This window comes from Bacillus sp. Marseille-P3661, from assembly GCF_900240995.1.
Lineage (GTDB): Bacteria > Bacillota > Bacilli > Bacillales > Bacillaceae_J > OESV01.
On the sequence record NZ_LT965953.1, the window covers coordinates 833,825 to 849,890 of the forward strand.

General features: G+C 34.8%; 12 protein-coding genes and 1 riboswitch. Of the genes, 8 read left to right on the plus strand and 4 right to left on the minus strand.

Translation table 11 applies throughout. From position 1 onward, the window contains the following. Window positions 1-11: 11 nt before the first annotated feature. Complete coding sequence (locus tag C1724_RS03745; protein WP_102345387.1) at window positions 12-1,865, minus strand: hypothetical protein; 1,854 nt, start codon at window positions 1,863-1,865, stop codon at window positions 12-14. Window positions 1,866-1,982: 117 nt separating this feature from the next. Between C1724_RS03745 and C1724_RS03750 the strand changes: the two genes are divergently transcribed. Then, window positions 1,983-3,281, plus strand: a complete 1,299-nt coding sequence (locus C1724_RS03750; protein WP_102345388.1) for a bifunctional folylpolyglutamate synthase/dihydrofolate synthase — start codon at window positions 1,983-1,985, stop codon at window positions 3,279-3,281. 58 nt (window positions 3,282-3,339) lie between these two features. On the opposite strand, the gene C1724_RS03755 is transcribed toward C1724_RS03750, so the two are convergent. From C1724_RS03755 to C1724_RS25420, 3 genes are read right to left on the minus strand one after another with little or no spacing between them, the layout of a single operon-like run. Continuing rightward, window positions 3,340-4,743, minus strand: a complete 1,404-nt coding sequence (locus tag C1724_RS03755) for a pilus assembly PilX N-terminal domain-containing protein (RefSeq protein WP_102345389.1) — start codon at window positions 4,741-4,743, stop codon at window positions 3,340-3,342. Between the two features lie 11 nt (window positions 4,744-4,754). After that, on the minus strand, window positions 4,755-5,210 hold the full coding sequence (locus tag C1724_RS03760) for a PulJ/GspJ family protein (protein WP_102345390.1): 456 nt from the start codon (window positions 5,208-5,210) through the stop codon (window positions 4,755-4,757). Between the two features lie 28 nt (window positions 5,211-5,238). Then, window positions 5,239-5,715: a type IV pilus modification PilV family protein gene (locus C1724_RS25420; protein WP_180994110.1), complete on the minus strand. Its 477-nt coding sequence runs from the start codon at window positions 5,713-5,715 to the stop codon at window positions 5,239-5,241. Between the two features lie 136 nt (window positions 5,716-5,851). Here C1724_RS25420 and C1724_RS03770 point away from each other — a divergent pair, with 136 nt between their 5' ends. The 7 genes from C1724_RS03770 to C1724_RS03800 all read left to right on the plus strand — a co-directional run bounded on the left by C1724_RS03770 (window position 5,852) and on the right by C1724_RS03800 (window position 15,835). After that, window positions 5,852-8,179 carry a hypothetical protein gene (locus C1724_RS03770; RefSeq protein WP_180994111.1) on the plus strand — a complete coding sequence of 776 codons (2,328 nt, stop codon included), beginning with the start codon at window positions 5,852-5,854 and terminating at the stop codon, window positions 8,177-8,179. Between the two features lie 90 nt (window positions 8,180-8,269). Further along, window positions 8,270-9,127 carry a PRC-barrel domain-containing protein gene (locus C1724_RS03775; RefSeq protein ID WP_102345393.1) on the plus strand — a complete coding sequence of 286 codons (858 nt, stop codon included), beginning with the start codon at window positions 8,270-8,272 and terminating at the stop codon, window positions 9,125-9,127. Window positions 9,128-9,141: 14 nt separating this feature from the next. Beyond that, complete coding sequence (locus tag C1724_RS03780) at window positions 9,142-10,509, plus strand: VanW family protein (protein ID WP_102345394.1); 1,368 nt, start codon at window positions 9,142-9,144, stop codon at window positions 10,507-10,509. 117 nt (window positions 10,510-10,626) lie between these two features. Next, window positions 10,627-11,904: a hypothetical protein gene (locus tag C1724_RS03785; RefSeq protein WP_180994112.1), complete on the plus strand. Its 1,278-nt coding sequence runs from the start codon at window positions 10,627-10,629 to the stop codon at window positions 11,902-11,904. Window positions 11,905-11,928: 24 nt separating this feature from the next. After that, on the plus strand, window positions 11,929-13,569 hold the full coding sequence (locus C1724_RS03790; RefSeq protein WP_374703418.1) for a GspE/PulE family protein: 1,641 nt from the start codon (window positions 11,929-11,931) through the stop codon (window positions 13,567-13,569). 15 nt (window positions 13,570-13,584) lie between these two features. Further along, window positions 13,585-14,625, plus strand: coding sequence for a type IV pilus twitching motility protein PilT (locus tag C1724_RS03795; protein WP_102345397.1), 1,041 nt, complete (start codon window positions 13,585-13,587; stop codon window positions 14,623-14,625). Window position 14,626: 1 nt separating this feature from the next. Then, window positions 14,627-15,835: a type II secretion system F family protein gene (locus tag C1724_RS03800; protein ID WP_102345398.1), complete on the plus strand. Its 1,209-nt coding sequence runs from the start codon at window positions 14,627-14,629 to the stop codon at window positions 15,833-15,835. Window positions 15,836-15,918: 83 nt separating this feature from the next. Further along, window positions 15,919-16,002: riboswitch (cyclic di-GMP riboswitch) on the plus strand. The last annotated feature ends 64 nt before the right edge of the window (window positions 16,003-16,066 follow it).

A 16,066-nucleotide genomic window follows, 5' to 3' on the forward strand; every position in this document is an offset into this window, starting at 1 on the left:
GATTGTCCTCGTTAATCATTTGATATTTCCTCACGAACTTTTGAAAGCACTAAATAAATAGAAAGCGGTATGAGTCCGACACAAAGTATTGTCCGAAGAACTGGATCGATATTTAAGGTGAAAGCTGTTAAAAGTACTGCTATAATCGGGATAAATTGCAAATTTAGATTTTTTTTAAATAAATAATTCGTATCTCGTTCAACTTTAATAACCTTATTGATAAACTTGAGACCCAGCTTACCGCGGATATGCGCAGGAATGCCAATCGAAATATTCATGTTGCTTTCAGATGTCATTATATTTGTTTCCCTAATTAAGTCGATCGAATCCATTTCCAATACACGTGCTTTGATCGCTTTTGAGCGGTGTCTTAAAATAACGGTATCTGCTTCCTGTACTCCTAATAGTTTCAGTGCAGAAGGAGACATTCGTATAGCATTGCTTGCTTCGTCAGTGGAATAGGGACGAATTACTTTTAAATTTAAGGAAGCATCACCTATAAATTTCGATAACCATACATTTTTGAGTCGTTCTAAATAGTCTTTGTTTATCTCATAGCTATATTCTTTTAATGGATAAATAGAGATTGAAATATAACCGGCTTTTTTTAATATATTTTTCATTTTAAGTCGATCTTCATATTCAAGCTTACTTATTACTTTTTCATTTTGATAATGATGAATTAGAAATTGTCGTTCGGTCTCGGTAAGATTACTATTATTAGTAAAACGTTGATAGTAATAGCTTGATAGCTGATCTGGTGGAAGTTCATAATTTAAAAATTCTCGCTGTAAATAGCTTAGCTGTACGGTTCCAGCTTTTAAATTTTTATTTACTTCTAGTTGTGTTTTACTAAAATCAAAAGAAGAGCCGGTTACTGTATTCATAATTTCAAATGTATGACTAGTTTTGTCAATCCTATTATAAATATCTTCAGAGACAATGATTTTACCATGCTTTAAAATATCAACACTTTGAGTTGAGTAATGATGAATTTCTACAACAGGATGCTTTTGAATAATAAGTTGGCTAGGCTTGGTGCTTTTTATATTGAGTTTGCTGCTTGTAGATTTGCCGATTATGATTTCATAGTCTTCTAAATTGTTATTTATTTTTATCATACAACGACGTGAAAGACCATTCTTAAAATTATAGATAGTGACATAGTCATTTTCAGTTAAATTTAAATAATCAAGGCTTTTTTCAGCTAGCTCAACACGGTGATGTGGAAAAATACTACTTATATTTTTTGATGATATACTAAATGCATGTAAAGGCTGTTCGTTATTAAAATCGAATCGGCATAATAAATTTGCTGTTGCAGCTAAACTGCATAATAGATTGATAAATAAGGATTGTGTGTTAGTTATGTCTCGCAGTCTTGAATGAACGCCAATATTTAAAATAATTGGTTGGTGCGGTGAATCATGGTGTGAACAGTCAACGTTTGGAATGTCATAGTCCTTAAAGCACATCGAGATGTAATCAAGAATTGCTGAATGCTTAGGAGAAGAGCTTAGTAGTTGAAGTTCAACATCGTTTTGTTCATCACTAACATCGCTAACAGTAATTATAATTCGTTTATTGTACTTGTCAGCAATGGTTGTAAGCATCTGCTGAAAGTCTACTTCACAGCTGTTACGTTTTAGGCCAACCATACTTAAATTGAAATAGTCGTGCAAAATGTAAGCTAACATAAATGTAGATTTGACAGCCGGGTTAAAGGCAATTAGCACAGGGCCAGTACCTGAGCGATAATGAGATTTCCCGAAAAATTTGCGTTGTTCTAAATGAATAAAAAGGTCAATTCGTTCTTTTAAAGCATTTTTAGAAAAGTTTAATTGTTTTTTATTAATTAAGTTCATTAAATTTACTTCCTTTTACTAGCAGTACAAGTTTAGATCTTCTTTTATATTTTAAACTAGTAAAAGGTACTTGAACAGTTGGAGAAATAACAAGATAGAAGGTTATGAGGTGGAAAAATGATTAATACATATAACGCAGCTGTTGAGTATGTTCATTCAGCTGCACAAGGTAAAATGATTTTTGGATTAGAACAAATTCAACAATTACTAGAGGAGTTAGGGCAGCCACATCAAGAGTTAAAATTAGTTCATATTAGTGGTACGAATGGAAAAGGCTCGACATTAAAGTTTTTAAAAAGTATCTTAAATACTGCTGGTTATAAGGTTGGGGCGTTTACATCTCCTTTTATAGAAAAAATTAATGAACAAATCATGATTGGGAACAAACAAATTTCAGATTCAGATTTTTTAGAAGAAGTTAATATCTTAAAACCAAGTGTTGATAAACTTAGAAATGCCGGAACGGATCCAACTCCTTTCGAGATTTTAACTGCTCTTGCGTTTAATTATTTCCGAAGAAATGAAGTTGACATAGCTCTTGTAGAAACGGGACTAGGGGGAAGGTTGGACTCAACAAATGTAGTCATACCATTGCTTTCAATTATCACAAATATTGGCCATGATCATATGAACATCCTTGGCGATACGATTGAAGAAATTACAACAGAAAAAGCGGGTATCATAAAACAGGGCGTACCTGTGATTTCGGGTGTTGAGCAACTTTCTGCGATAGAAATCATTTCGCACACTGCGGTCGAACATGAAGCAGAGCTGTATCTACTACATCGTGATTTTAATTTTGAAATGTTAGAAAATTTGAGCGAGCACGAGACATTCTCATTTAAGTCTCCTTTTTCAAGAATATCGGATTTAGAAATAAGTTTAAAAGGTGAGCATCAATATTCAAATGCTAGCTTAGCTTTAATGGCTGCAGATTATCTAAGTCAGAACTGTTCATTTGCACTAGAAGAAGAGGATATTCGCAAGGGATTAAAAAGGACAACTAATAAAGGCCGCTTTGAAATGATATCGAAGAATCCAATCATTATTTTGGATGGTGCTCATAATCCTGAGGGAATCGAATCCTTATGCAAAACATTGCAGAAGTATTATTTTGATAAGAAAATAAAACTATTATTTTCCGCACTAGGCGACAAATCGTTAAAAGAAATGATACAACAGCTTGAAGTGATCGCCGACAGCATCACATTTACAACCTTTGACTTTCCGCGAGCAACCAAGGCAAAGGTGTTGTATGACATAGCTACAACTACTAATAAGCAATTCTATGAGTCATGGGAACAGGCATTAGTGGAAGTGAAAAAGGATGTAAAGGATGATGAAGTGTTGGTTATAACAGGTTCAATTTACTTTTTAGCGGTTGTGAGAGAAAGGGTAATTAACCATTTCAAATAAAAATATGAAACAAAAAAAGTAGGAGATCATTTGTTAAGCTTTGATCTCCTTCATTTTTCTAATCATATTGATAGCTTATATCAGTGTTTTCCATATCCCACTCTAGAAAAATATCTTCATAGTCAATTTCACCTGATGGACAGTATTCGCTATACTCTGTGGAATTTAGTGTAGATGAATAAACATTATATTGGGAGCCAGGATGACCTGTTATTGTTCCACGAACACAAATAAGAGAATTATTTGCAAATCCATTGATATTATGAAACGAAGCATCTCCGTTAATATATATTTTAGAATTATAAAACGTATTGATCGGAGAATTAAAATTAGCATCACTATTAACCACCAATAAGCTATTCGTTAGGTTATTAATATTTTTTAAATTGGTGCCATCACCTAAATAAAGCTTGGATCCATTTATTTCGATCGGTTGTGTAAATTGGATGGAACCTTGTGCAATATAGATGGTCGAAGACTGAATTCCACCTTGATTTATATTACTAAAGGTTGAGCCTACAGCTAGATCTGTATCGCCACCTACATATATATATGAATCTTTAATCCCTTTAATTGGCTGTCCAAAGCTAACTCCACCCCCAATATAGAGATTAGAGCCTTCAATTCCGTCGATGTTTTTTTCAGAAATAAAATCCCCGGTAATTTTTACATCTTGGTTAACGATTGATGGTGAAGGACCATTTGCGTTTAATGTGATCGAGCCGTTATATTCACAGCCATCGCTTAATGATGAATTTGAACCAGGACATGTTCCTGTCGTTACTGGTTCTGGAGGAGGATCTACTAGGTGTTCAAAAGGATTATCGGTAGAACCACCATCCCCACCGCCACCATCTCCACCCCCGCCATCTCCGCCAGCTTGGATATTTATTTTACCAATCTTTAAATTTATCGTTGCACCGATACTTTTGTGGTCTGTTCCCATTTTGCCTTCACTCTTAAAGTTAATGGTAATAATTTCACCATCTCCATCAAATAAAGTTGGATCGTTGTAACAGGTTGTGCAATCAAATTGTGTTATAAAGATTGAGAAATTTCGGCCATCATTTGGATCCGAATTCACGGTCAAGTCAAAAACTGATGTACCATCTAACTTAATAAGATCTGAATTAGAAAGGCTATTATATAACTCTATTGCAACGTTATTTTCATAGTGCTCTTGACTGTTTAAATTACCCGCTTCAAAGTCTGCGATAATCTGTGTGCGAATATTATTTTTAATGGTTTCCATTTCCGCGTTATAACGATCTGTAAATTGGGTTATATAATGTGTGAATCCCATTTCAGCAATATCAGTAATTTGTATGCTTTTTTCTGAAGTAGAAATTTGTTTCATATTATTAATAGCAGCTCCAGCTACAGTAATTCCAAGGATAGTGAATACTGTTATCATCACTAAAACCATTACGAGCGCTATTCCTTTTTCTTCTTTTAGTTTCATAAATATTTCACCTACATTCTTGATAACGTAGTTTGTAGTTCAAATTGAAGATTAGGTTTTTTCTTATCCGTTATCACTAGTTTTATAAAGAAATTTTGTGATGAAGGTGTGATTATAGTGTTGTTAGGAAGTGGGATAGAGCTACTAGTATACAGGCTATATTCATGGTTAGGACTAGAAAGAACAGTACTATCACCACTAGCATTTAAAACAGTAATGGTACTTGCATTTGGATTTTGGTCAAATTGGATGGTATAGGATGATTGTGTTTCATGCTGTGTTGTTAAAAAGCTAAAAATATAATTTGCATCTTGTTGTAATAGTACATTCGTTTCAGCAGTTTTGGAATAATTAATACCGTTGATCAATACTCCGAAAGTCAAGCTAATTAATACAGATAAAATAGCTAGAGCCGCTAACAACTCTATTAAAGTAATGCCTGTTTGTTTAGTTAGCGTATCCTTCATTAGTCCAATCCTTCCTTAACTTCAATTATTATTTAATGTATTCGTAATATGCATAGGTATCTGATAGCAGTTTTGTATCTTCGAATATTTGAAAATAAAGTCTAAATAGTTGATGCTCCATTGTGGTATCGTAATAATCAGGATTCCTTTTTATAAACATTAAAATTGCATATTCTGAATCGAGGATTTCAACCCTATAATGGATTTCACTGTTAATTGTAGTTTGTGTGACTGCTCCTAAAGGGTAATAGGCTCCTGGTGCTGAATCAACTCCATTAACCATGATATCTTCTACTAAATCTTTCATGATTGGCATTTCTCTAATTGTAGCTTGTTTTTCTCGAAGGATGTTTACTGCTTTAATATTATTTGACGTAATAGAATTAAATCTAAAAGCATTTGTGAAAAAACCAATAAAAACAGTGATAACAATAGATAAAATTAGAAGTGCTGCTAATATTTCAATTAATGTAAGTCCCTTTTCATTTTTATAACGTAAATTCAAATTAACACCATCCTTAGCAGTAGGACTTATAAATAATCGTCTTTTAAAAAGGTTCACTTTATTATACAATAACGGAGAGTCGAAAAGTGTCGCATTTATTGTCGATTCTACACATTCTTTGAAAGAAGGTGAGAACATGAAGATATTTATATTTTCCTTTTTTACAATGTTGCTATTAGTCCCGATTTTATATATTGTGCCACTTGGATTCAATGCAAAGGGTAAATTGATTATTATTGGTGTGTCATTTTTGTTAGCGACTGTAGGGTTAATTGCTAACATGTATTACGAATTGTGGCAGACACTAATTATGTTATTTGGACTTGCACTTATTGTTACATATTTTACTGAAAAAAAGTTGCGAAATATAATGATTTATTCAGACCATACTAACGATAATAAGGATGCTGATCATTCATACATAAACCCAGATGCTATGGAACATAAACAAGAGCAGATTCACATTGAGTCAAATGTGAAGAACAATGAAGATTATTCGAATTCAGAACATGTTAATGACATGCCTGTTTTGAATTCAATTGATGAAACCAAAGGGCAATCACTTATAAATGAAACGGTTAGTATTGATAGCAAAGTTCCAGTTTTTTCAGAAGACACAATTGTTAATAATGATAAGGGGCATGACGAAAAAGTAACCGGGCCGCTATTTGATAACACACATTCCACTGAAGATGAAGTTCAAGCTATATATTTAGATGAAATGAATTCGACTATCATGGGGAATCAAAATGATGTTGTAAATGGTGTTAACCATTCTGAACAATTTTTAACGAACGAGAGCGTGCATGAGGATAGTGATAGCGAATCTCAAATTGATTCTGAAAGTAATCAGGGGGAGAAACTACTAGAAACTATCAGCTCTGATGAGGAGTCAATTATAGAGGCTACAGAAGAAGTAGTTGATGAAAAACATGAAACTCAAAGCTTAGACTTGGTTGAAGTAGAAAATAGGTCTGAGCTCGAGATACAGGATGATACTTTAAGTATTGAAGGATTACAAGAAAACCAAGTATATGAAGTTGAAGTACTACATTCTGATGGTAACTCGGATCAACATGAGCTAGAAAATAATGCAGTATTAGAAAGCGTTGAAGAGCAAAGTTTAAATCAAGAGCAACAGGTGCAAGCTGAAGAAATTGAGGCAGTAATCGAAATTGATGTAAAACATAAAGAATTTATCGCTGAGTCTACAGAATACGGTTTGTCTCATAGTTTGCATCATAATCATAAAGAAGAATTAGTAGAAACTGAGGACTATGAAGAGTCATCTATTTTTGTCCAAGAAGACCAAGAAACTGAAATCATTGATACAAAAGATAATGAAGAGACAACGCAAGGAATTGGTGTTAGCGATGAATATGCTTTCTTGACTGACCAAAATGTAGACACTGTTGAAAAATCTCTGTTAAGCCAAGAGTCTATCTATGAAGAGATTGAAGAAGAAGTAGTAGAGACAGTTAACTCTGAATATGATAGAAATATGCAATTCGAAGAAAGCAATGTAGTTGGCGCTGATGATGAAAGTGAAACGCTAGACCCACTAGAGGAGGAGCTTCCTGAGATTATGAATTTTGAAGATGATGAATCTTTGAGAGATGAGCAGCTAATTGATACAGACAGCATTGAAATTCATATAAATGAAAGTGACCTAGAGTTAATTGATGATAGCGATTCAGACGGATTTGTTGAGCTAGACGAAAATACTTTAGATGGTAAAACTGAACAACATAATCTAAATAACTCCATTCTAAAAGAACTTAGTCATAGTGCAGAAGAAAAAATGAATCAAGCAGATAGCAGCGAAATATGTGGAGCTGCAGAAGTTGAACACCAGTTATTACAACCTCAATCTTTACAGTACAGCAGATCTGAACATGATGAAATCTATGAGCAGAACAACACAGACGAAATTGAGACAAATGTTGAAGAGACTATTAATAATGTTCAGATAAGTGATGATAAGCTAGAAGAAACTGTAGATGAAGAAACAGATCAATCATTGGAGAACGATATGCAAACTGTTCAGCATCATGAATTAGAACCTATTGTTGAACAACAGGATAAAATGGATTCTAGTGATTCAATCAAAGCTGAACATGTTGAATCAACTGAAACATTAAATGAACATAAACCAAAAAATGTAACGAAGACAAAGCTTCAACAACAGATGTTTCATACGATGGTATCTCAAATACACTTATCGCGTACGCTTATGTCAGGTGCAGAATATGAACAGATGATTCTAGGGCATTTACATCCTGATTTACCGCAACAGGATTATTATACATTTGCACACTTACTTATTGAGCATTATATTGAAGAAGAAAAATATCATTTATTGTCTAAATTATTAACTGACTTAATAGACCGGTTTGATAACTATCCGATCCTTATGGAAGAGATTCTTTTCCTTTATGATAAATATTGTCAAGATATTATGTAACAGATTTTTATTTTCTTTCTGTCAAATCGTGTTAAAATAGAAAAAGATATGTCGAACCGTGAATTCAAAGGAACAGGTGTGGTGAATACAATGAAAAAAAGTATTGAAATATTAGGTTTACCGATCATTAGTATTTCTGATGGTCAACAGGTTGGTTTAGTAAAATCATTAGTAATTAATCCAGATAAGGGTTCTATAGATTTTTTAACAATTGAACATGAGGACTGGCAAGTAAGTGTAAAAGCCATACCTTTTAAAAAGGTAGTTGGTATTGGCGAATATGCAGTTACAGTTGAAAGTGAAAATGCAATTATTGATTTAAATGAAATTCCAATCGCTAATCAATTATTAAATAAAAAGATTAAAATTAACGGTACAAAGGTTATGACTCGTAAAGGCCAGTTAATTGGAGAAGTATCTGAATTTTATATTGATGAAGATAATGGGAATATTTTAGGTGCAATGTTAAAGCTGTCTAATAGCGAGGTTGCTTTACCATCAGAATGTGTACTAACATATGGAAAAGATATCATCATTGTAAAGGAAGATGCACAAAGTTCTTTCCTGTCTTCAATTGAAGACTTAGGTCATGAGCCATCATCTGTCATTGATGAAGTTATTCCTAGCAATCGGTTAAATGAACTCGAGGATTCATCACATATGACAGCGTCAGCCATCGAGTCGATTTTAGATGAGGTAAAAGAAGAGTCTATTCTAGATACTGACGTAAAAGCAGATCGTCCAAATACTTCAACAGAAGTACAAGCAATTAAAGCGAAACAAATAGAATTATTAATGGGTAAGACCGTAACTAAAGATATCTATGATAAAAGTGGAGTTTTATTAGTTGCAAATGGAACGGTTTTATCTGAAGAAGAGATTATTAGAGTGCAGGAGGAAGGCCCTAGTGTAGTTGTCGAGCTATCTATGAACGTAGATGGTGAATAAGGGGGCAATCAGTTGTGAATCACCGGTTTAATGCGAAGTTATTTTTTCTGATGACATTGTGTACGTTATTTATGATTATTTTTTCTAATCTTGGGGCACGAGTATATCAATCTGTCTTTACGGAAACATCAGGATTTTCAAAAGGCACTTTTATTGGTTCGGTAGATATTGCAGGATTAACTTCAGCAGAAGCAATGGCCAAAGTACTCGATACGGTTGAAACATGGAAAGTTTCGAGCACGTTTGAACTGAAATTTTATGACCAAAGTGTACAAATGGAACCTACATTTATTCAATTTGATATAAAGACTAGTGTTGATACTGCGGTTGATGGTCAAACATCGCCGTTATTGGCGACTGTTAGAGAAGATATACTACAAGAGCAGATTCGTAGTATGGATCCTTCATTGTCTAATTCCGTTCAATATGAGTCTTTAAAAAGTGAAATAACTAATACTGTTACTCATTTAAAACCAGGTGTTTTCCAATTTGATTTATTAACATATATCGAGCAGAACTCTGATGATCAAGTACCAAAACTATTATCTAAAAGTACCATTACTAACTTTGATAACCAATTACAAAAATACTTAGCTGATTGGATTAAAGATCATAATCCAATTAACGTTAATGCATTGGAATCATTTTCGTTATTATCTGTTATACCTGGTGAGCAACTTTCAAACCAGCGGTTAGAGGCAATGAACATAGTGGCTAATGGTCTTTATGAAGCAGCCCTTCTTGCTGGTTTCGATATAAAAGAAAGACATATGAGCAGAGCACTTCCATCGTATAGTACTCTTGGGTTTGATGCGGTTGTTAAACCTGCGAAATTTGACTTAGCTTTTACGAATACTATCCCTTCAGATGTAAAATTAATATTCGAGTTAATTGATTCAAGTTTTATTGTAGCTATTGAAGGGATTTCAACAGGTGAGAAATATGAGGTTATTCTTAGTAATCATCAAACTTTCAAACCTAAAACTGTGCTACAATATACTGCTACGTTAGAATATGGTCAGTCAAGAACCTTAAATGAGGGAAGAGATGGCGAGCAAGTTGAAGTTTATCGTAATAAGCTTGATCAAAATGGAGCATTACTCGAATCTAATTTGATTTCGGAGGATTACTATCCACCAGTTCATTCAATTGTACAAGTACCGCTGACTGGTGAAATGCTCCCAGGGAATATAGATGATATGCAAGAGAATACAAATATCATAAATGATGAGCAAGATTTATATGAACAACCAGAGCCTTCACTGGATAATCAACAAATACCACCTTTTCCGAAACAAGGAGAGCAACCTGAACCTAGTTCTCCAGATCAGGATGATAAAAAAATGTGGGGTTCACCTGATGAAATTCAAAAAGGCTCCTAATTTTAATGTACTTGCTTATTAAAATGTTTGATATCATAATAAGGTAGTAATTATATGGCGAATCCGCTGCAAGGATTCGCTTTTTATATATATTTTGTTAATAAAGAAGGTGTGAGGATGCTACAACTAATCGCTACTATAATCGGAGCATCAATAGTACTTGTTATATTACTGTTTTTACCGATAAAAGTGACGAAACAGAACTTACTTATGATTGTCGGGGTTTCTTTGTTTGTTGCATTATTATTTAACCTTATGACAAGTATTTATAGTATTTCATTAGCTGCTATTACAATGATTGTGTTGTTAGTATTACTGACTATTCTATTTGGAAATTATATATTAGAGCTTGATCAACCTGAGGTTGAAGACATAATCGAAACAAATCACAACCAAACGATAGATAAAGAATTGGTCAACGATATAGATATATCTTCAATAAATCAAAGTAGGATCGATGATTACATAAATTCATTGACAAAGGCAGAATCGGACAAAGTAATTGCAGTTAATGAGGATGTTCAAAAGTCATCATCCATACAGGAGGAAACAGAACGAACAGTAGCTGATTCTATAGTGGATGAGGACAAAATGCATTTAGACAGTACACAATTATCAGAATGGATCCCTGCACAAGAAGAATTTGAAAAAGAAGATAGCATAATGGTAGAAAAAGACAATGCGATGTCTAATTCTGACTTAGTAGATTTGAGTTTATTAACAAAACAAGAAAACGAAATCGAAAAGAGCAATGAAGATATTCCGGATAGTAAGCTGAAACCTGAATCGAAATCTATACTAGACGAGGAAATGGAGAACGATATAATTGAAGAACAAGAAACAAGTTCTAGCTTTTATAATTCAGTTATTAATATAGATATAGACGAAAATATGGAATCTCTTTTTGAAGATTATAATCAAAAAATTGTTAATGCCGAGGTTATTGAACTGCCTATAAACATCGAAAATAATGAAATGAATGATAATCAAGTAGCTGAAAGTGATGATAATGAACTTCTCGACGAAATAGTAACTGAGGAGCACCTTATTAATGAAAGTGAAGTCAACAAATACCCTAAGCAAGATTTGGCGGTTGAATATCTATTACATGATATCGAAATACAACCAGAGCCTGATGTAGAAGAATTGCCAGCAAAGGTAAATCCTAGTCAATACGAAAAATTACTTACTGATCTGGGCGACATCGACAAACAAGAGGATTTAGAAACAGATACTATTAAAGATTTACATACAAAATCTGAAACAAAGGCAGATGTAATAAACGAAAAAACAGAGTTAAAAGCAGGTGAGAAAGTCGAATTAAACGAAGAGAACAGGGACATTATTAACAAACGTAAGGCATTGTTTAAGCAACTTGAAGATGATTTATTTTAATCCTTTTGATAGGGAGGGCTTTTGGTGTCAACGAAAAGAAAGCGGCTCGGCGATTTATTAGTTGAAGCGGGAATTATTTCAGACGAACAATTACAAGATACATTGAAAACGAAAAAGAATGGACAAAAGCTTGGCGATGCCCTAGTGGATAAAGGATATATTACCGAGCATCAGCTAATCGAAGTGTTAGAATTCCAATTAGGTATTCCACACATTAGTTTATATCGCTATCCAATTGATTCTAGCTTAATGAATCTTGTTTCTAAAGATTTAGCACGTCGTAAGTTATTAATTCCACTTCGTAAGGAAGGAAATCAACTATTTGTTGCTATGAATGACCCGATGGATTATTATGCCATTGACGATTTGCGGATGGCAACGGGATTTCAAATCTCTCCAGCGATTGCGACCAAAGATGATATCCTCCAAGCAATTAATAAACATTATAACATCCAAGCGACTAAAGATGATATAAAGATTGGTGAAGGTGGAGCTGGTGGAGATGTCGATGATTCGACTATCAATCTTGTAAACCAAATCCTTCTTCATGGCATCCAGCTTAAGGCCAGCGATATTCATATTGATCCACACGAAACAACGGTGGCTATTCGGTACCGGGTCGATGGTGTGTTAAAAACTGAGCGAACACTATCTAAAAATATACAGGCGCAGCTAATTGCGCGGATTAAGATTATGGCCAATTTAAATATTACCGAATCAAGGTTGCCACAGGATGGTCGAATAAAAGTTAACTTAAGCATGACACCGATTGATCTGCGAATTTCAACGCTGCCTACAGTATATGGAGAAAAAGTTGTGATCCGGATTTTGGATTTAGGCAGTGTTCTTAATAAGCTATCTGAACTAGGATTTAATAAAATCAACTACAAGCGCTTTATAAAACTGATTGAGCAACCATCAGGGATTATTCTAATTACAGGACCAACCGGCTCTGGGAAATCTTCAACTTTATATGCAGCTTTAAATTATTTAAATTCAGATGAAGTGAACATCATTACAGTTGAAGATCCAGTGGAATATCAAATTGAGGGTATTAATCAAGTTCAGGTCAACGCTAATGTTGGTTTAACGTTTGCAGCAGGCTTACGTTCTATATTACGTCAAGATCCTAATATCATTATGGTTGGAGAAATTCGCGATACGGAAACAGCAGAAATTGCGATTAGAGCGTCTTTGACAGGGCATCTAGTCTTAAGCACACTACATACAAATAGCGCGATTGCAACGATTCCGCGCTTAATTGATATGGATGTTGAGCCCTATTTAGTAGTTTCGTCCCTATCGGGAATTGTTGCGCAACGGTTATTAAGAAAAGTTTGTACAGACTGCAAAGAACCCTATGCACCTACGGAAATGGAAAAACAAATGTTCAATAAAAGAGGGCTGTATGTAGAAAAACTATATCGCGGTCGTGGCTGTGGTAGCTGTAGAGATACAGGATATCGTGGCCGTATGGCGATTCAAGAAGTGCTTGTTATTGATGACGAAATCCGTGGTTTAATGATGAACAATGCTCCGATTTCAAAAATTCGTGACCATGCTATGCAAGCTGGAATGATTTTTTTACTTGATGATGGATTATTAAAAGCAAAACAAGGGTTGACCACGACTGAGGAAGTATTGCGTGTAGCTGTAGAGGATTAAAGGAGGGTGAGGGGAATGAAAGAACGATTAGATCAATTGCTTCGAGCAGCATTTGAGCTAGGTGCCTCAGATGTTCATATAACAGTTGGTGTACCACCTGTGTTTCGAATTCATGGTGAATTAAAACAATATGGAAAAGATATTATTAAACCAGCTGATAGTGAAGGTATGGCTCAATCAATTATTTCAGATAGTCAATGGCAGCAATTTAAAGATAAAGGCGAGCTTGACTTCTCATATGGTCTTCAGGGCGTATCTCGTTTTCGTGTAAACACATACCATCAAAGAGGCTGCATAAGCATGGCGATCCGGACGGTTCCGACGCAAATTCCAACGCTTGAGCAATTACAAATGCCGGAAGTTCTAAAGGACATTGCCAAAAAGCCCCAAGGTCTGTTACTAGTGACTGGCCCAACTGGTAGTGGTAAGTCAACCACATTGGCAGCTATGATTGATTATATGAACAAAAACATGCGCAGACATATCATCACGCTAGAAGATCCAATTGAATATTTACATAAGCACCGCTATTGTATTATTGATCAAAGGGAAGTAGGTTTTGACACGCAAAATTTTGCAAATGGATTACGTGCATGTTTGCGGCAAGATCCAGATGTGATTTTAGTAGGGGAAATGCGAGACTTAGAAACGATTTCAACAGCTATTACGGCAGCAGAAACAGGGCATTTAGTGCTAGGAACCTTACATACAACGAGTGCACCAGCAACTATTGATCGAATTATTGATGTATTTCCGCCTAATCAGCATGCCCAAGTGCGCATCCAACTAGCATCAGTATTGGCCGCAATTATTTCACAGCGCCTTTTCCAAACTGCAGACAAAAAAGGGCGGAAAGCAGCTACTGAAATATTAGTGAATACAGCAGCTATTAAAAATTTAATTCGCAATGAAAAAATTCATCAAATACCGAGCGTCATGCAAACTAGCAAAGCAGCCGGAATGCATACTTTGGAGATGTCAATTAAAGATCTAGTAGAACACAAATATATTACTAAAGAAATGGCCGCTCCTTATTTGCAGGAAGGAGCTTTATAGAATGGCTTACTTTCGCTACAAAGGTCGCAATAAAACAGGAAAAGTAGTTCAAGGGCGAATCAAAGGCGATTCGCAAAAGGAGACAGTTCAACAGCTCCGTGAACAAGGAATAGCGGTAACTTCAATTGAGGAACTAACTAGCATTTTATATAAAGAAATTAAATTATTTGAAGGTCGTGTAAAATTACAGGATTTTGTCATTTATATTCGCCAGTTTTCAACTTTATTAAAAGCAGGGATTTCTGTTGTTGATGCAACAAATATACTATCACAGCAAACAAACAGCAAAGTCTTAAATGCAGCTTTAGTAGATGTAGAAGAAGGTTTGCGCGCAGGTAATCCCTTTTCAGATGTTGCTGAAAAGCATCGCAAAGTGTTTCCGTCGCTATTTATCAATATGATCCGGGCGGGAGAAGCAGGCGGTAATATGGATGAAATTTTAGACCGTCTCGCTGTTTATTATGAAAAGCAGCATAATACGAGAGCCAAAGTTAAGTCAGCGATGGCCTATCCCATTGTTGTCGGGGGAATTGCCGCTGTTGTCGTCATATTTTTGTTAGCAGCAGTAGTGCCAACATTTGCTAGCATGTTTCAGTCATTTGGATCAGAGCTGCCGCTCATTACAAGACTTGTTGTGAATGCTGGGAATTACTTCAAATCCCTTTGGTGGGTTTTTATTTTATTGGTTGTTGCAGCTTACTTTGGATTTACCACATTGCAACGTAATCCAAAAACAAAATATTACATTGATTATGCACTTATAAAAATACCGATCTTCGGTAAACTACTACAAAAAGCAGCGTTAGCAAGGATGACACGAACAATGGCATCTTTATTTGCGACTTCTGTTCCTATTCTCCAATCTGTTGCCATTGTTGAAAGAATTGTTGGCAACGAAGTAGTCGTGAAAGTGCTTAAGGAATCAAGAAACGCGTTAGAAACAGGCCAATCAATGGTAGGTCCAATGGAAAAGCATTGGATATTCCCACCGCTTGTTACGCAAATGTTGGCTGTTGGCGAAAAAACAGGTTCTTTAGACGTGATGCTTGATAAGGTTGCTGATTTTTATGAAACAGAGGTTGATCATGCAACAGACCAAATTAAATCGCTAATTGAGCCGTTAATGATTGTATTTTTGTCTGTTGTCGTCGGTGGTATTGTAGCAGCAATTGCGATCCCAATGTTTTCCATTTTCGAGCAAATTCAATAGGCTTAACAAAAATTTCACATTAAAGAAATAAATTTCTATAGATAATCTAAACAATTCTTTATATAATAGATTTAGTTCGAAAGTATTATATTGGAAGCAATGAAGAATCGTTCGTAAATGGGCACTTGGACGATTTGGAGCTACTAGTGCAACCGGCCAGTTTTATTTATAGAGATAAATATTATTGGCCTTTTTATTTTCCCAAAAATACACCACAGATTTTCAAATAAA